Here is a 15,465-nt window from a genome sequence, read left to right on the forward strand (position 1 = left end):
GGCACATCACGGTGGCATCGTCTTCGAGTCGGCCGCCGGCGGCGTCCCGGACTGCGGACGTCAGCGTCAACGCGGTCTCCCGCGGGTGCAGGTCCCGGGTGCGCTCCAGCAGGGGCGGGCAGGTCGACCTTCTCCCCAGCAGTGGGCCGTATCGCCTCTCCTGTGGTGTCGCTGACCGCGCGCAGGCTGGCGGCGCTGCCCCCAGACCCCAGGCCGCTGCCCTCGGTGACCGCCTACGACCAGCTCCTGCGTCACACCCGGCCTCCGGCCGAGCGCCCCACCAGCTAAGGGAGTCCCGCCATGAGCGCCACCCGTCCCCGTGGTCTGACCGAGCCAGCTGCTGACGCGGCCATCGACGCGGCCTGCCGAAACCTGCGACTGCCCACGATGCGCGGCCAGTTCTCCGAGCTCGCCGACGCCGCGGCCCGCGACCAGATGACCTACCGCGGGTTCCTGGCCGAGCTGCTGATGGCCGAGTGTGACGACGGCAACCGTCGCCGCTCCGAACGAAGGATCAAGGCCGCAGGCTTCCCCCGCGAGAAGGCCCTGCGCACGTTCGACTTCGAGGCGAACCCCGCCATCGACCCAGCAGCCATCCATACCCTGGCCTCGTGCGACTGGGTCCGCAAAGGGCTGCCGCTGTGTCTGATCGGCGACAGCGGCACCGGCAAGTCGCACCTGCTGATCGCGCTGGGCACCGAGGCCGCGATTGCCGGCTTCCGGGTCAAGTACGTCCTGGCCACCAAGCTGGTCAACGAACTGGTCGAAGCCGCCGACGAGAAGCTGCTGACCAAGACCATCGCCCGCTACGGGCGCGTCGATCTTCTCTGCATTGATGAACTCGGCTACATGGAGCTGGACCGGCGCGGCGCCGAGCTGCTGGTGACGGAACGCGAGGAGAAAGAACAGTGTGGCGATCGCCTCCAACGAGTCCTTCTCGTGGACCAAGACATTCACCGACCCCCGGCTCTGCGCGGCCATCGTGGACCGCCTCACCTTCGGCGGCAACATCATCGAGACCGGCAGCGACTCCTACCGCCTCGCCCACACCAAAGCCCGCCGCCAGCGCTTGATCACACCTGCTCCGTTGGGACGCGCATCAGGCGGCTTCCCGGCGTCGCCCTCTACGTGAGACTTGACTCTCACAATACGTGAGAGGAAACTCTCACGTCATGGGTTCAGGTAATCGTCTGGGCGATATCGAAATCACTGATCCGCAGGCGATGCGGGCTCTGGCGCATCCGGTACGGCTGGCGATTCTCGAACGCCTGCAACGGCACGGGCCGGCGACGGCGACGCAACTCGCGCCCGATGTGGGAGCAACCCCGTCAGTGACGAGCTGGCATCTCCGGCATCTGGCGGGCTTCGGTCTGGTCCGCGATGCCGAGCCCGGCCCGGACCGTCGCCAGCGGCGGTGGGAGGCGGTGGCGCGCGGCTTCCGGTTCGAGATGCCGGAAGATCCGGACGATGAGGAGGGCAGGTCGGCTGCGCGGGTCCTGTCCCGGGAGATGTTCGTGCGCTCCGGAAACCTGCCGAACCGGTGGGCTGCCGAGGTCGAGCCCAAGCTCGATCCTGTGTGGCGGCGGCTTGCGGGTCTGGCCAACACTCGCGTCGTCGTCTCCGCCCATGAACTCGCAGCCATCGAGGACGCGATCGAGCGCGTCCTCGCGCCCTACGTGACGCGTGACGAGGCCGCGCGGCCGGCCGACAGCCGTGGCGTCCGGCTGCTGCGGTACGTCCTGCCGGAGGGCGCCGAGGAGCAGACCGGCGGAACGTCATGAGCGCTGCAGACCAGGCCATACCCGTATCGCTGTGGCGTGATCAGCGATTCCGGCGTTTCTGGGCCGGTCAGTCGATCTCGCAGTTCGGCGACCGGATCACCGAACTGGCCCTGCCACTGGTCGCTGTGGGGGCGCTGCACGCTTCGGCCAATCAGGTGGCGTGGCTGACCGCGCTCATCTGGACCCCGAACCTGCTCGCGATCGTCCTCGGTGCCTGGGTCGACCACCGCATCCACAAGCGGCGCCTCATGGTTCTCGCCGACCTGGTGCGCGCCGCAGCACTGCTCTCCCTCCCGGCTGCCTATCTGCTGGGGTCGGTGACGCTGAGTCAGTTGTATGCCGTTGCGTTGCTGACCGGCGCCGCCGGGGTGCTGTTCAACACCGCCTATCCGCCGTTTTTCGCCCACTTGGTGCCCCGGTCGTCCTACGTCGACGCGAACAGCAAGCTCAGTGCCGGCCGGTCAGCGTCATACGTCGCCGGCCCGGCGATCGGTGGTGTTCTGGTCCAGGCGTTGACCGCTCCCGTCGCCGTCGTCGTCGACGCCCTGACGTTCCTGGCGTCTGCGGTTCTGGTCGGTCGGGTTTCGATCGACGAACCGCCAGCCGCCCATGACCAAGCGGCATCCCCGCTGCTGCGGCGTGCCCGGGAGGGACTGGTGTTCGTCGTCCGGCACCCGGTGCTGCGGGCGAGCCTGGGGTGCGCGGCGACCGTCAACTTCTTCACTTTTGTCGCGGGCAGTGGACTGATCGTCCTGTTCGCCAGCCGGAACCTCGGACTGACCGCGGGAGTCATCGGCATGGCGTTCGGGATCGGCGCCACCGGCTCGCTCCTTGGCGCGGTGATCGCCCCGAAAGTCTCGCGAAGGCTCGGCGTGGGCCGCAGCATCGTCGTGGGCGCTGTGTTGTTCCCGGCACCGATCGCTATCGCGGCTGCTGCGGGCGGCCCCCTCTGGGCTCGCGCCGGAGCCTTGGCCGTGGCCGAGTTCCTCTCCGGCGTCGGCGTCATGCTGTTCGACGTCAACCTCAACTCCCTTCAGGCGGCCGTGATCCCCGATGGCATGCGCAGTCGAGTGGCCGGCGCGTACAGCACGATCAATTACGGCTTACGCCCTGTGGGCGCCGTCCTCGGCGGCCTCCTCGCTACCCTCATCGGCCTCCGGGTGACCCTCCTCATCGCTGCCGTCGGCGGAGCGCTGTCGCTGCTGTGGCTGCTGCCCTCGCCGATACCACGCATCCACTCCCTGACTCCCGACAATCCGGTTGCTCCAGACAGCGACACGGACTCGGACGCGCGACCATTGCCTTGCTGACCCGTCGCGGAACCATCCGGGTCCGAGCGGAGACTTTCCGAACCCGACAGCCCAGCACATACATGCACGGGCCGCAGTCGCCCAGTGCGGACAGTGTTCGGGCGCCCCGTGGCATCGCCCTTGTGGATCGGATCCATGATCCGCTGCGAGGGTGGGGCCAGAATACTCGTTGAGATCATGTCCCGAAGATCGCTGTCTGGGGCCAGAGAACCCGTTCCCGTGGGGCCAACAGACTCGTTCGAAGCCACCCCGCCATGCGTGACGGAGTGCCCCCGGCTGAGCGTCTGATGCGCACTGCTGATCGTCCGTCTTGTTCGCCACCACCCGTCGGCCATCACCTGATCACGCACATGGGCGGGGTGGGTCATGCCCCATGCCACCACCTTGCCAAGAAGCTCCACCAGCGATGCCGTACCACGTTCGCGGATCCCGGCTCCCTCGCCGTGGATGTCGGCGCCGGAGCGATCGACGACGACAGGACCGGGTTCGCGTTTCCTTCGCTGCCTCCCGAAGACCGGTCGGCGGGGCTGATCGGCGGGAAGCGGACGGGCAGGGCGGCCAGAGCCCGGTGGAAGGGTCCCTGCCGCCACTCCAACTCCTCGACAGGAGCCGCCAGTTCAATGTCGGGGAGCCGGTCGAGGAGCTTCTCCAAGGCGACCTCGGCGATCAACCGGGCGGGGGTTTTCGCCGGACAGGTGTGCGGGCCCGCGCTCCATGCGAGGTGCGCGCGGTTGCCGGTCCGGCGGTCGCCGGCGAGGCCGGGGGCGGTGTTCGCGGCAGCCAGGCTGATCAGAATGGGCTCACCCTCGCACACGAGGGTTCCGTCGAGCTCCAGGTCGACGAGTGGATAGTGGATGGCGTAGTTCGCCAACGGCGGGTCCGTCCACAGCACCTCGTCGATGGCGTCCTCGACGGGCATGCTGCCGCCCGCGAGATCACCGGCAAACCGGTCGTCGGACAGCAGCAGCCGTAGCCCATTGCAGATCAGGTTCTGCTGTGGCTCGGTGCCGGCGCCCATCAGGAGCACCAGCTGATGCATCATCTCCTCGTCGGTGAGCTGCGCGGGATGAGCCATCAGCCAGGACGTCACGTCCGGCCCCGGGTGTCTGCGCTTGAGCGCGACCAGTTCGGCGACCCCTTCGGTCAGCAACGCGTTCGCCTTCTCAGAGTCGGCGTTGGCGTCGAAGATCCCGGACATGCCCTCCATCAGCTTGTCCCCGGTGTCGGGCGGGCAGCCGAACAGCTGGTTGAAGACCAGCAGGGGGAGGACGGCAGCGTACTCGTTGAGCAGGTCCGCGCGCCCCCTGGGCCCAATCCGGTCGATGAGGGTGTCGGCGCTGTGCTCGACGTAGCCCCTGAGCGCGTTGGGGTCGAGGCGGCCGAGGCTGTTGGTGATAGCCCCGCGCAGCCTGCTGTGCTCCTCCCCGTCGGCCCACAGGGCGTTCGGCCGGTACATCATCATCGGCACGACCGGGCTGTCCGCCGGTACCGTCCCGTCGGCGAGAGCCTGCCATCGGCGTGGGTCCTTGGAGAAGCGCTCCGGGCTGCGCAGCACCTCCAGAGCGGTCTCGTAGCCGGTGACCAGCCAGGCGCGTACACCGGGTGATATCTCCACGGGCGCGACCGAACCGTAGGAGCGCAGCCGGGTGTACGAGGCCATGGGGTCGGCGGCGAACCCTGGGCCGTACAACCGCTCGGCCGTACGCGCCCCGGCGTGCGCGGGGCAGCCGGGAGGAGGTACCGCGTCGCGCGTGGGCCGGGGTGTCGTCATCCTTGCTCCTGAGGGGTGCGGGTCTGGAGGTACTCGATGAGGGAGATCAGCGCACTGGCGGAAGACGTGGCTTCCCGTGCGTCGCAGGTGACCAAGGGGGTTTCCGGGAGCAGGTCGAGAGCCTCGCGGATCTCCTCCTCGGGGAAGACCGGCGCGCCGTCGAACTGGTTGACGGCGACCGCGTACGGCATGCCGTGCTCTTCCAGCAGACCCATGATGTCGAAGGACTGGTCGAGCCTTCGCGTGTCCGTCAGCACCAGTGCGCCGAGCGCTCCGACAAGCATGTCCTTCCACAGCTGGGTGAAGCGCTTCTGGCCGGGGGCACCGAAGAGGTACAGCACCAGGGACTCACTGAGCGTGAGGCGGCCGAAGTCCATGGCCACGGTCGTCGTGGTCTTGTCGGGGATCCCCGCAAGGTCGTCGACGAGTTCACTGGCTTGCGTCATCGATTCTTCGGTGCGCAGCGGCCGGATCTCGGAGAGGGTGCCGACGAATGTGGTCTTGCCTACGGCGAAGTGGCCGACAACGAGAATCTTGACCGCAGTCGTGACCGTGTCCGCGACATAGACCGGGTCAGAAACGGGAGCGGAGCCCATCCAGAACCTCCTGCAGGAGTTGGGCGTCGGGCAGTTGTGCCTTGGGGACGGGAGGCCGGACGGTGATATGGCCGCTGTCGACGAGGTCACTGAGCAGAACCTTGGTGACGCTCATCGCGAGCGAGAGGTGTCCGGCCACTTCGGCGACCGACAGCGCTCCTCCCCGGCACAGTTCCGTGACGCGCCGCTTCTCGGGGCTCAGGCCGTTCACGGGACGGTTGTTCACAGCCGTCACCAGCGTCACCAGGTCCAGTGTGTTGCGCGTCGGATGGGCACGGCCGTCCGTGACGACGTACGGCCGTACGAGTCCTCTGTCACGCCGGGAGCGTGGCAAGGTCATGCCGTACCGGAGTCGTCTGACCTGCGGGGTACGGAGTTCCGCCGCGGCGGACTGGTCAGCTCCTTGCCCAGCCGGTCGACCAGCTTGTGCATGCTGTAGGTGACGGCTTCCATGTCGACGTCCTGGCCGGCGGAGACCGCAAGATAGGCTCCCGCGCCGGCGGCCACCAGAAAGACGTACCCGTCGACGAACTCGACCAGCGTCTGCTGCCACGGCGAGGTCTCCTTTCCGCAGAACTCGGCGGTACTACGGCTGATCGACTGCAGTCCGGACAACGCCGCTGCCTGCCGTTCGGCCTCGTCGCGCTCGATGCCCTGGGAGTGGGCGCGGAGCATGCCGTCCGCGGAGAGCAGGATCGCGTGGCGGGCTTCCGGGACCTTCAGGCCCTCGTCGAGCATCCATCCGAGTTCGTTGGTCATATGGCCGGTCATTCCTGAGTGTTCCCTTCGCTGTCGGGGGAGGCGTCGCGGCCGGAGCGGGTGCCGCGGGCGAACGCGCTCATGCGGGAGGCGGACTCGGCGGCGGGGCGGACGAGCGCGGGATCGGAGAGCGCCGGGGCCGTCGGCTCGCCGACCGCCGTGTGCTGCGGCGTGTGTCGTCGCCGCTTGGGCAGGCCTCCCTCGGTGGACGATGGTGCTGCCACCACTTCGGGCAAGGGGGAGGATCCGGCCGGGGGTTGGGAGTGGTCGGCCGCCCCGGCGGAACCCGGTTGCGCTGCCGCGTCCCCGACGGCTTCGGCCTCGGGTGCACCGCCGGAGGCCGACTCGGCGGCGGGCAGCGGCTGGGGCCCCTGCAAGGGGATCGGCGGGCCCATGAAACGCACCCGGTTGAGGAGCGTGTTGGGGAGAAAGAGCACGGCCCGCACGCCTCCGTACGGGGACTGCGAGTCGACGGAGACGCTGAATCCGTACCGGGCAGCGAGTACGCCGATGACGGCGAAGCCGAACTGCGGCGAGTCACCGAGCCGGTTGATGTCGATGTCCTCCCGGCCGGACAGGCGCCGCGCGGCTTCCTCGGTCTCGCGCGCCTCCATTCCGACGCCTGCGTCGTCGACGACGATGCTGACGCCGTTGTGGGCGGGCCGGATACCCACTTCGACAGTGGTGTTGGGCCGGGAGTGCCGTGCCGCGTTATCCAGCAGCTCGGCAACCGCGAGGACGACCGGCTCGACGGCTCGGCTCACCACGTCCATGTCGACCCGGGAGTGCAACTTGACGCGTCGGTAGTCCCGGATCCTCGACGTCGCACCGCGTACGACGTCGAGCAGCGGTGACGCGGCCCGCTGCCGTCCGGGCCACGAGCCGCAGAGCACGGCGATGGCCTGTGCCCTCCGACCGAACTGCGAGTTGGCGTGGTCGATCTCGAGGAGGTTCTGGAGCACATCCGGGTCGTCGTGCCGGTCCTGCATGTCCGAGATCGACAGCTGCTGCTCGTTGGCCAGGGCTTGCAGGGCGCGCATCGCCGCCTTCAGCGTTGCCTTCGCCGACTTGTCCGCCCGGGACTGCGCGATCTCGGCGGCCCCGGTGAACTGCTCGACGATCTTCTGCAGGCTCTTGCCGTACCGTGTTCCGGCGAGCTCCGCGTCGAGCGGTCCGGGCACCGGTGCGGTACTGCGGGATGCCTCGACCAGAGCAGCGAGCCGAACCTCGGCGAGGTGCCGGGTCTCCTCCTCACGGGCGAGCAGGTCGGCCTCGAGGCTCGTCAGCCGACGGCGCAGGGTGGCGGTGATCCGGTGCTGGCGTACCAGCAGCAACAGTCCGGCGAGAATGACCGCGGCAAGGCACCAGAACACCGCCTCCGGTATGTGTTGTGTCATCAGGTCCTCATAAAGGGGGAGTGCGGCAGGCCCGCAGGAGGCGGGACAGGCAGAAACCGGCTCTGAGGACCCATCGGATTTCGATCGGCCGGGCCGGACGCGGAACCGTGGCCTCGGTGATGCCAGGGATCACCCATGTCCATCCATCAGGGGCGCTGGAGTGCCTGATCATCCTCGGTCCGAGGGGAGGCTTCAAGCGCGTCACGGGAACAAATGGAGTTCAACAAGGTGCTACCCGGTGGTAGCTATCCGTTACGTCTGGTATGACGGCAACTTGGGCGGCTCCGCAGCGAGTCGGAGTGCCGCACCGAAGACACCGCCAGGTGGAGCCGGCCAACTCTCCATCTCCGCGCAGTACCCCGAACCGCATCAGCCCCCCCCGGGCCGCGACCAGCAACAGCCGGTCCTCCAAAGGCAGACCCCATGGCTGTCCCCGACGGACCCTATCGGCTCCCTCGCGCCGCAGGACAGCCTTGAGCTGGCGGAACCGACGCAGGCTCAGCCCGGTGAGCGGGGCTCCAGGGCGGCGAGCTGGTCCTCGTCGTAGTGCTTGGCGGCATTCGCCCAGGCCTCGTCCGTGACACCACCGGCCGCGTCGGCGATGCAGGTGCCCTGCTCCGTCAGCTCCAGAGCAGCGCGCTGGGCATCAGTGAACACCTTGGCCTCTCGCCAGGCCGCGATCAGGTTGAGGCGCGTCGAGGTCTCACCGGCGTGCACGGCGTCTTTGGTGTGCATGCCGGTGCAGAAACCGCAGCCGTTGATCTGACCTTCGCGGATCTTCACCAGTTCCTGCGACGAAGTTCAGGACCGCTGCCGAGACGTCGCCCCCACTCATCACGGTCGCCGACACGCCCCTTCTGGCCCAACTCCGCGCGGGGAGGGTCTGTCCAATGAACGGCCCTGTCTCACATTCGGTGGTGACTGAGGGTGGTGGTGGGTCGTTGCCATGACGTGCGAAATGTCAACGAGCTTGTAGACGTGGTGTTTTCGGGGCTGTCCCCGCTGATCATTGAGGACGTGGCCGACGAGGGCGGGCGGATCCTGGTGCGGGCTCGGACGCCGGATGATCTGGTTCCGTGCCCGGGCTGCGGGGCGTCGTCCGACCGTGTGCATGGCTATCACCTGCGGACCGTGGCTGATGTGCCGGTGGACGGGCGGCGGGCCGTGGTTCGCGTGCGGGTGCGGCGCCTGGTGTGTCCCACGCGTGGCCACGTTCGCGGCGTCAGCCACGACACCCGAGAGCTGACCGAGTCCGCCGCACGGTCCTCTCGCCGCGACACGTCCACAGGGAGTGGGTTGACCTTCCCCCACTTGAAGAGCTTGGTGAACGCTGCCGCTTCCCGATCCCAATTGCTCCCGCTGATCCGGGCCGGATTCTCCGGGGCCGTGCACCTCCAGTGCCGGTAGTCCGCCAGGTCCTGCGGCGACGCCTCCCGCCACGACACCCCGCGCGAGGATAGGAAAGTCAGCAGTGGCCGGTAATCCGTTCCGTAATTCCGCTTCGTATTCATGTCGGAACGAGTGGAATTGGCCCCCCTCGACACCCGAACCGCACCGGCGAGTCCGAGGAGATTCGGACGATGAGCGATCAAACACAGGAGCACCAGGCCGTCATTGACCGGGCGATCGAGCACCTGACCACCGCTGATCCGGCCATCGTGGCCCTTCAGATCACCCAGGCCCTGCTGCCCGACTACGAACAGGATCCTGTCGCCCTGGCCGACACCCTCCGCGACGACAGTCAGGCCACCCCGGACCGCGCGAACGCTGCCTGGAAGTTGGCCCGGTGCCTTCTCGCCGCCGGCATCCCCGAGCCGAAGGCGCTCGAGACCGGGCCGTACGAGGTCAGCTGGAAGGAAGGCAGCCAGGACATTGCCCAGTGCCTGTTCTGGGCGGCCGAAGCGGGCCGTCCGCTGGACGTCACGCTGGCCGATGGCCGCGTCGTGCGCATGCTCCCAGCCAGCAACGTCGACCGTCTGCGGCCCCTGCACCAAACCGGACGCCGAGCTCTGGCGCCCCTGCCCCACCTGCGGACAAGCCGAACGGCTGCACGCCCCGGGTCCGTGTCCTCGCTGCACTCTCAAGCAGCGGCTTCACGAGCTCCTCGCCGATGACACCGGCTCCATAGCCCCGAAACTGCAGCCCTTCCACGACGCCCTGGCCAGCACGGAACGGGCCCGCACCGCGATGGGCTGGCTCTCCAAGGGCATCGTCTCCACCGTCCTGTCCGATCTCGGTTCCGGCCGCCGCCCCCTCACCCACGAGGCCCTGGACGAACTCCCTGAAGGCAAAGTTGTCGAGCACATCCGCAGCGTCCTCGTCGCCACAGGAGTCCTGCCCAAGCGAGACGAGCAGATGGTGCGCCTCGAACGGCACGTGAAGGACCTCGTCACCTCCCACGCGACCGCTGAGGGACGGAAAATCCTGCACCGGTACGCGACTTGGCACCTCCTGCGCCGGCTTCGCCGTCGCAGCCGAGGCAAGGAGATCACTCACTACCAGCTTCAGGTCGCGCGGCAACATCTGCGGGCGGCCGTCAATCTCCTGAACTGGCTCGAGGACCACAACCTGACCCTTGCCACCTGCCGACAGGCCGACCTTGAGCGCTGGATGACCAGCGACGACGTCCGGCTTCGCCAGGAGGCAGGGCACTTCGTACGCTGGGCCCTCGCCCAGAGAATCGTCCGTGATCTCAGCTTCCCGGCCGAGCGGTGGAATGGCCCCTCGCAGCCGATGGACGACGAAGCCCGCTGGGCCACCGCCCGACGCCTACTGCACGACGACACCCTCAAGCACGAAGACCGCCTTGCCGGCCCGTTGTTGCTCCTCTATGCCCAGTGGCCCGCTGTGATCTCCCGGCTCACCGTCGACCACATCGAGGAGACAGGCGGAGCGGTCCACATCCGCCTCGGCGTCGTCCCGGTCGAGCTTCCCGCACCCGTTGCTGAGCTGGTCCTCCAACAGGTCGAGGTTCGCCGCAGCCATGCCGTCCTGGGCCGGACAGACTCGCCCTGGCTCTTCCCTGGAGGCCAGCCCGGCCGCCCGATCAGTGCCTGGGCCATGGGCGAACGGCTCCGCAAACTCGGCATCCGGCTCGCACAGGCCCGCTCGACCGCGCTGTTCCAGCTCGCCACCGAGCTGCCCGCAGCGGTCCTCGCCCGCACCCTCGGCATCGACATCACCGTCGCCGTCAAATGGCAGCGAGCAGCCGCCGGAGACTGGGCCGCCTACGCAGCCGAGGTCAGCCGCAGGACCAGCTCGTCGTGACGCTCGCGGCGGGCCAGTCCAGCACGGCCAGCTCGGGCCATTGCTCTCGCCATCGTGCTGCCTTGGTCTCATAGACCGAGCGAGGAGCGAGCACCGGGTTCGGCCGGACGACGAGGTTGAACACGTCCGAAAGGCCATGCGGCGCATACACGCGCCACCGGCTGTCGGTCTCCGCACGTACTCCCAGGCAACACGTCGTCGCGGCGAAACTGTCGATCGCCGCCTCGATGGACTCATACGGCGGACACGCGACTCCGAACTTGTCCTCATACCAGAGGTGAACTCGTGCCTCGTTGCGGATCTCAACATCTGCTGGCAGGTCAGCGAAGACCTCCCGCCCGGCCTTGATCACCGCGTCCTCGGCCTCCCAGGACAGATCACTGCCGTCGAAGTAGAAGACGTCGTAGTCCTTGATGCCACTGGTTGGCGGCCTGTCCGTGACCACATTCCACACGGTCTGGAACAGGCATCCTGCCGTCACATACCACCCGGGAAGGTCCAGCGTCGCAGTCCGCGCCAGCACCTCCGTCAATACGTCGTTACAGGACAGCACCGCACGCAGGGACTCAGGTTGCTGATCGAGAGGGAGTCGGCTGATCACCAGCTCTGCCTACCACAGGTCCTCCATGGGCGGGCCAGATCCCCCTCGGAGACCCACGGTCCAGAGGCATTCAGCCAGTTCCAATACCCGACTCCACCGTTAGGGGTCTCCAACGACTACCGCAACACGCTGCTGGAAGCATCCATGAAGGATCGACTGGGCGACGACTGGGACGTGATCTCATGATCAAGAAGATGGGCTACCAGTGGCAGCTCCGCCAGCTGATGGCCGAGCGTCAGATGTTCCAGACCTCCGACCTGGTGCCGCTGCTGGCCGAACGCGGCGTCACCTTGTCGCGGGAACAGGTCTACCGGCTGGTGACCCAGCCGCCGCAGCGCATGAGCATGGACACCCTCGTCGCACTCTGCGACATCCTTCAGTGCACCCCCAACGATCTGATCAGGCCCGAGGTCGTCAACGTCCAGCTCCGCAAGACTGCCGAAGGGGACGTCGGCCCGCTGCCGGTCAGGCCCCGCCGCTCCGTGATCCGCCGCCCAGGGCAGTCGTGAAACAAGCAGAGTTACGGCGGCGTGAGCTTGCCCAGGCCCGCGCCCGCCTGATCGCCTATCTCCAGCGGGTGGCAGGACCTGCGCTGACGGCCGAGGAGGCCCAGACGGCCCTGGAGAAGGCCAAGGCATGGGCCCCCGGCCCGGCACGGGCCATGGACGACTACTTCGCCGAGCACCCGAACGCGCTCACCGAGCCCTCACCGCACTGCCCCGTCAAGGTGGTCCGGCTCCTCCAGCACTTCGAAGCCACCGGGCACGGCGACGCCGTCACCCAGCTGGCCTGCGCGCGCTGCCACCGCACCGGCCTTCGCCTTCCCCGGATCACCCCGGAAGGCCGCTGCTGCGGCTGGTGCGTCACGCAGACCGAGCTCCGGCCCTGCGCACGCTGCGGTCAGAACGGCCACATCGTCACTCAACGCGAGGACGGCCCCATCTGCCGACGCTGCTTCCGCAAAGATCCGCTGTTTCGGAAGGACTGCTCCGGGTGCGGCCGCAACCGCGCGCCCAACGTCCGCCGCGAGGACGGCACGTTCCTCTGTTCCGGCTGCAACTCCAGGCCGGAACACGAGTGCATCCATTGCGGGAAGCTGCGACCGGCGCACGCCATCACCGAGGACGGCCCGGTCTGCAAGCGCTGCTACATGTCCCCGCCCCGGCTCTGCGACCTCTGCCAGCAGATCAAGCCGATCAGCATCCGCAAGGCTGAGGGCGAGCCCGCGATCTGCGGCGACTCTCATGACAAGGTTCTTGCCGGGACTGTTGACGACAGTCCCGCCGCAGAACCGTCCCGTATTGGTCCCGTCGCTGAAGAAGAAGGTACCGACGATCGGAATGCCTTCAAATTGCTTGCTGGGCGAGGCGAGCAGACCGCGGGGGACGGGGCCATCCGCGGACTTGCCACCCTCAACCGGTTGCGCGGCACGCATCCGCTCGGGTGTCCAATAGGCGTCCGCGTCGGCAGGCGTAAAGCCGCGTGCGTCATTGTCTCCGGCTGCCGGCACTGGAGTTGGCGGCGGTGTGGATTCCGCTTGCGCTGGCGCCAGCGGCATCACCGTGAGCGCCAGTCCCCCCACAAGGACGGCGAGCTTTCTTCGTATCTTCAAGTTGCTTCTCCATGGTCAAAGGAGAGGCAGATCACCGCGTGTAGCGTGATCCCCCGGATAGGCCGTGATCCTAGGGCGACCTGCAACAGGGGGAGAGATTAATGACCAAGTGTCGGAGTGTCAGCCAATGTGTGGTTGCAACTGGCTTGATTGCTCTGTTTGTCGGCGGGCAAGGCGTGGCGCACGCGGAGAAAGTACCGCTGCCGAACAAGGGATACGCCTCGATCACCGGCCCGGCGGGTCCGGGTCAGAATGTCGGGATTACCGTCAAAGAGGAACCAGGAAATCCGCATCCGACAGGCGTGGAAATGTCCAGTACAGCTCTGGACAAAGGAAACGCCCTGGGGGACACCGACGCTGCCTGGGTCGGTTCGGGACGTATTCTCCCGAATGCCAAACCAGGCACGTACAAAGTGAAGTTCACCCTCACCTACGAGGGTGCCCGGTGCATGAACGAGGCAGACCGGGACAGCGTCTGCGACTACGACCCCACCGTTCTCTGGAGCGAGGTCAAGGTAGAGGCCACTGGTGAACGGCAGGCCGACGGCTAGGGATTGTGGCAAGGAGCCGCACTTGGCGCCGCGGCCGCCACACTGGCTGCCGTGGGTGTCATCAGTGTCCGCCGAGGGGCCGCACGGTCTTCCCGTCCATCCTGACACGCCAACGAGAAGCGGACGCCTGTGATCACACTCGTGCGCCTGGACCTGGCTGGAGCCGCGCGCGCTGCTTTCCCGGGACTGGTCCCAGTCCGACGTATTCCGCCGGGTGTCGCGCGAGGGCATGGAACTTGCGAAGGCGCCAGAGACGTGGCCGTGGCGGGTGGCGGCGACCATGTTCAGGCACGGAGCCGGTCCGACGACGGGCAGGTTGCAGGCGGCGACGTCGTGGGTCTCCCAGGCGAGCACGACCTCGTCCGCGCCCGCCGCCGCCGCGGCGATGTTCGCCAGGGGCTGTCCTGGCTCCGGTCCGGCTGGTGCGGGCGCGCCTGGACCGTTCGGCCGCCCGCCGCCTGGTGGAGCCCGCGACCCGCGTCGACCAGGAACTCGTCCTCGAGGACCTGACCCGGGAGCAGGTCCTGGACTGGCGCACCCGCGCTGCAGCCGACCACCAGCTGGTTTTCGACCACATTGACCGGTACGGCGAGCAGTCGGCGCAGCGCCTGTTCACGAGGGCGTTTCGTCGCGACCGTGCAGCGCTATGCGGGCCTGGGACACCTGAACCTCGGCGTCGCTCCGGGATGGCAGGCATGAGCGACGGAGAGTCGCTCCTGAGGGTGTGGGCAGCATCAGTGCAGGGGAGAAGGCAACAGCGCCTGTCGTGTGAGGAGTTGGGCGGGCGAGGTCAGGGCGAGTGGAGGACGACATGCCGAAGCGCGTGCTTGCACCAACGAAAGCGTGCATATGCCCCGAGTGCGGTACCCGGACGAAGGCGAGCCTGCGCAGCGGCCGCCTCTACGAACACACTGCGCCTCAACGCACAGCCCTTGTCCGAAGTTTACTGGCCCCGAACGGGCACTCAGGACTGTCCAGCGAAGAATTCACGTGGGGCTGTCGAAGCCAGGCCGTCCAAACTCAGCCGCACACGCATACTCCCGGACGGGGACCACACAGTCACATAAGAGATGGCCACCGATCGGCGGCCCACTCGGGCCAACCCGGCCAATCAGGAGGAGGACTGCCAATCTCATCCCCATCGAGTTCCGCGGCGTCCGGCTTCTCGAACAGCGTCCTCCAGCGCAAGAGGTCCGCCTCACTCATCGGGAAGGTCTGATCCGGAGTGATCGACTGACGACGGGCGATCCTGGCGCGCTGGGTCCAAGGTCCACCGGCACATACGCAAGGCGGCAGGACGCCCCCACCGACTCCGCCAACCAGCGGATCGCGGACCTCTCGTCACGAGACCAGCATCCGAAATCCAGGACCACGTTCGTTCCAAGCCTCAACGCCTCCAGAGCAAGCGAGAGCAGCCGTCCTTCCAGGACATCGCGTTTCCCGTCCGCCTCCGGCTCACCGAACAGCGGAATCATCCACTCATCAGGCGTCAGCCGCAGCGCGTTGTGCTCCTTGGCCAGCTGACGAGCCCTTGTGGTCTTCCCGGCCCCCGGCAGGCCGACTGTCAGAAACAACGTGGTCACACCCGAATCGTTCATGGAAACCACGTGGAGGACAACTGCTTTCCTTGCCAAGATCGCCGGGACCGACCCGTGGCGCCCGGCAGCGGGTGACGGTGCGGCATTCCCGCCCTCCGGCCCGGCCGGTTTAGGAACAGGCACTCAGCTTGTTCTTTATCTTCCGGTCTCGAACAACGTCCCGAACGGGGTCACTCACCAGGGAGTTTGCCGGACGTGGGGGCGGCCTTCGTCTGATCCTGT

Annotated in this window: 14 protein-coding genes and 5 pseudogenes; 9 read left to right on the forward strand and 10 right to left on the reverse strand. The window is 67.6% G+C overall.

Features of this window, described 5'->3' with window-relative positions; translation table 11 throughout:
- Window positions 1-162 precede the first annotated feature (162 nt).
- The 4 genes and pseudogenes from ACFYXH_RS22690 to ACFYXH_RS22705 all read left to right on the forward strand — a co-directional run.
- Window positions 163-288 (forward strand): annotated as a pseudogene (locus tag ACFYXH_RS22690) (hypothetical protein); the annotation flags it as partial.
- A 12-nt stretch (window positions 289-300) separates the two neighbouring features.
- A pseudogene (gene istB / locus ACFYXH_RS22695) lies at window positions 301-1,132 on the forward strand (IS21-like element helper ATPase IstB).
- A 40-nt stretch (window positions 1,133-1,172) separates the two neighbouring features.
- Window positions 1,173-1,781, forward strand: a complete 609-nt coding sequence (locus tag ACFYXH_RS22700; RefSeq protein ID WP_389565735.1) for an ArsR/SmtB family transcription factor — start codon at window positions 1,173-1,175, stop codon at window positions 1,779-1,781.
- Window positions 1,778-3,091, forward strand: coding sequence for an MFS transporter (locus ACFYXH_RS22705; RefSeq protein ID WP_389565738.1), 1,314 nt, complete (start codon window positions 1,778-1,780; stop codon window positions 3,089-3,091). Before ACFYXH_RS22700 ends, ACFYXH_RS22705 begins: the two co-directional genes overlap by 4 nt.
- 364 nt (window positions 3,092-3,455) lie before the next feature.
- Here the strand turns inward: ACFYXH_RS22705 and ACFYXH_RS22710 are convergent, their stop codons facing one another.
- The 7 genes and pseudogenes from ACFYXH_RS22710 to ACFYXH_RS22740 all read right to left on the reverse strand — a co-directional run.
- Window positions 3,456-4,862, reverse strand: coding sequence for a cytochrome P450 (locus tag ACFYXH_RS22710; RefSeq protein ID WP_389565741.1), 1,407 nt, complete (start codon window positions 4,860-4,862; stop codon window positions 3,456-3,458).
- The gene (locus ACFYXH_RS22715; protein WP_389565743.1) at window positions 4,859-5,458 is read right to left on the reverse strand and encodes an ATP/GTP-binding protein; all 600 of its coding nucleotides are present in this window, start codon (window positions 5,456-5,458) and stop codon (window positions 4,859-4,861) included. The genes ACFYXH_RS22710 and ACFYXH_RS22715 overlap by 4 nt, the downstream gene beginning before the upstream one ends.
- Entirely contained in the window at window positions 5,436-5,798 is a 363-nt protein-coding gene (locus ACFYXH_RS22720; protein WP_389565746.1) for a DUF742 domain-containing protein, read from the reverse strand. Before ACFYXH_RS22720 ends, ACFYXH_RS22715 begins: the two co-directional genes overlap by 23 nt.
- A complete protein-coding gene (locus ACFYXH_RS22725) occupies window positions 5,795-6,229 on the reverse strand; it encodes a roadblock/LC7 domain-containing protein (protein WP_389565749.1) in 435 nt (144 codons plus the stop codon). Before ACFYXH_RS22725 ends, ACFYXH_RS22720 begins: the two co-directional genes overlap by 4 nt.
- Window positions 6,226-7,614, reverse strand: a complete 1,389-nt coding sequence (locus tag ACFYXH_RS22730; protein ID WP_389565751.1) for an ATP-binding protein — start codon at window positions 7,612-7,614, stop codon at window positions 6,226-6,228. Before ACFYXH_RS22730 ends, ACFYXH_RS22725 begins: the two co-directional genes overlap by 4 nt.
- A gap of 382 nt (window positions 7,615-7,996) precedes the next feature.
- A pseudogene (locus ACFYXH_RS22735) lies at window positions 7,997-8,182 on the reverse strand (hypothetical protein); the annotation flags it as partial.
- Window positions 8,134-8,412: pseudogene (locus tag ACFYXH_RS22740) on the reverse strand (carboxymuconolactone decarboxylase family protein); the annotation flags it as partial. The pseudogenes ACFYXH_RS22740 and ACFYXH_RS22735, both read right to left, overlap by 49 nt.
- 333 nt (window positions 8,413-8,745) lie before the next feature.
- Between ACFYXH_RS22740 and ACFYXH_RS22745 the strand changes: the two are divergent.
- The 3 genes from ACFYXH_RS22745 to ACFYXH_RS22755 all read left to right on the forward strand — a co-directional run bounded on the left by ACFYXH_RS22745 (window position 8,746) and on the right by ACFYXH_RS22755 (window position 10,881).
- The gene (locus tag ACFYXH_RS22745; RefSeq protein ID WP_389565827.1) at window positions 8,746-9,021 is read left to right on the forward strand and encodes a hypothetical protein; all 276 of its coding nucleotides are present in this window, start codon (window positions 8,746-8,748) and stop codon (window positions 9,019-9,021) included.
- 173 nt (window positions 9,022-9,194) lie between these two features.
- On the forward strand, window positions 9,195-9,728 hold the full coding sequence (locus tag ACFYXH_RS22750) for a hypothetical protein (protein ID WP_389565754.1): 534 nt from the start codon (window positions 9,195-9,197) through the stop codon (window positions 9,726-9,728).
- A 73-nt stretch (window positions 9,729-9,801) separates the two neighbouring features.
- Window positions 9,802-10,881 (forward strand): hypothetical protein, encoded by a 1,080-nt coding sequence (locus ACFYXH_RS22755; protein WP_389565757.1) that lies wholly within the window; start codon window positions 9,802-9,804, stop codon window positions 10,879-10,881.
- On the opposite strand, the gene ACFYXH_RS22760 is transcribed toward ACFYXH_RS22755, so the two are convergent.
- Window positions 10,856-11,482, reverse strand: coding sequence for a nucleotidyltransferase family protein (locus ACFYXH_RS22760; RefSeq protein ID WP_389565759.1), 627 nt, complete (start codon window positions 11,480-11,482; stop codon window positions 10,856-10,858). The two genes, ACFYXH_RS22755 and ACFYXH_RS22760, sit on opposite strands and share 26 nt — an antisense overlap.
- Window positions 11,483-11,664: 182 nt before the next feature.
- On the opposite strand from ACFYXH_RS22760, the gene ACFYXH_RS22765 reads away from it, so the two are divergent.
- Window positions 11,665-11,991 (forward strand): helix-turn-helix domain-containing protein, encoded by a 327-nt coding sequence (locus ACFYXH_RS22765; RefSeq protein WP_389565762.1) that lies wholly within the window; start codon window positions 11,665-11,667, stop codon window positions 11,989-11,991.
- 197 nt (window positions 11,992-12,188) lie between these two features.
- Here ACFYXH_RS22765 and ACFYXH_RS22770 read toward each other — a convergent pair whose 3' ends face one another.
- Complete coding sequence (locus tag ACFYXH_RS22770) at window positions 12,189-13,094, reverse strand: hypothetical protein (RefSeq protein WP_389565765.1); 906 nt, start codon at window positions 13,092-13,094, stop codon at window positions 12,189-12,191.
- A 146-nt stretch (window positions 13,095-13,240) separates the two neighbouring features.
- Between ACFYXH_RS22770 and ACFYXH_RS22775 the strand changes: the two genes are divergently transcribed.
- Entirely contained in the window at window positions 13,241-13,645 is a 405-nt protein-coding gene (locus tag ACFYXH_RS22775; protein WP_389565768.1) for a hypothetical protein, read from the forward strand.
- A 1,059-nt stretch (window positions 13,646-14,704) separates the two neighbouring features.
- Here the strand turns inward: ACFYXH_RS22775 and ACFYXH_RS22780 are convergent.
- Window positions 14,705-15,228: pseudogene (locus ACFYXH_RS22780) on the reverse strand (AAA family ATPase).
- Window positions 15,229-15,465: the final 237 nt, after the last annotated feature.

Source organism: Streptomyces sp. NPDC002730 (genome assembly GCF_042888805.1).
Lineage (GTDB): Bacteria > Actinomycetota > Actinomycetes > Streptomycetales > Streptomycetaceae > Streptomyces.

Excerpts from the sequence above, each read along its gene's own strand:
- ACFYXH_RS22720 (WP_389565746.1), bottom strand. The coding sequence starts at position 5,798 with ATGACCTTGCCACGCTCCCGGCGTGACAGAGGACTCGTACGGCCGTAC.
- ACFYXH_RS22705 (WP_389565738.1), top strand. The coding sequence starts at position 1,778 with ATGAGCGCTGCAGACCAGGCCATACCCGTATCGCTGTGGCGTGATCAG.
- ACFYXH_RS22750 (WP_389565754.1), top strand. The coding sequence starts at position 9,195 with ATGAGCGATCAAACACAGGAGCACCAGGCCGTCATTGACCGGGCGATC.
- ACFYXH_RS22700 (WP_389565735.1), top strand. The coding sequence starts at position 1,173 with ATGGGTTCAGGTAATCGTCTGGGCGATATCGAAATCACTGATCCGCAG.
- ACFYXH_RS22730 (WP_389565751.1), bottom strand. The coding sequence starts at position 7,614 with ATGACACAACACATACCGGAGGCGGTGTTCTGGTGCCTTGCCGCGGTC.
- ACFYXH_RS22725 (WP_389565749.1), bottom strand. The coding sequence starts at position 6,229 with ATGACCGGCCATATGACCAACGAACTCGGATGGATGCTCGACGAGGGC.
- ACFYXH_RS22715 (WP_389565743.1), bottom strand. The coding sequence starts at position 5,458 with ATGGGCTCCGCTCCCGTTTCTGACCCGGTCTATGTCGCGGACACGGTC.
- ACFYXH_RS22765 (WP_389565762.1), top strand. The coding sequence starts at position 11,665 with ATGATCAAGAAGATGGGCTACCAGTGGCAGCTCCGCCAGCTGATGGCC.
- ACFYXH_RS22710 (WP_389565741.1), bottom strand. The coding sequence starts at position 4,862 with ATGACGACACCCCGGCCCACGCGCGACGCGGTACCTCCTCCCGGCTGC.
- ACFYXH_RS22755 (WP_389565757.1), top strand. The coding sequence starts at position 9,802 with ATGGGCTGGCTCTCCAAGGGCATCGTCTCCACCGTCCTGTCCGATCTC.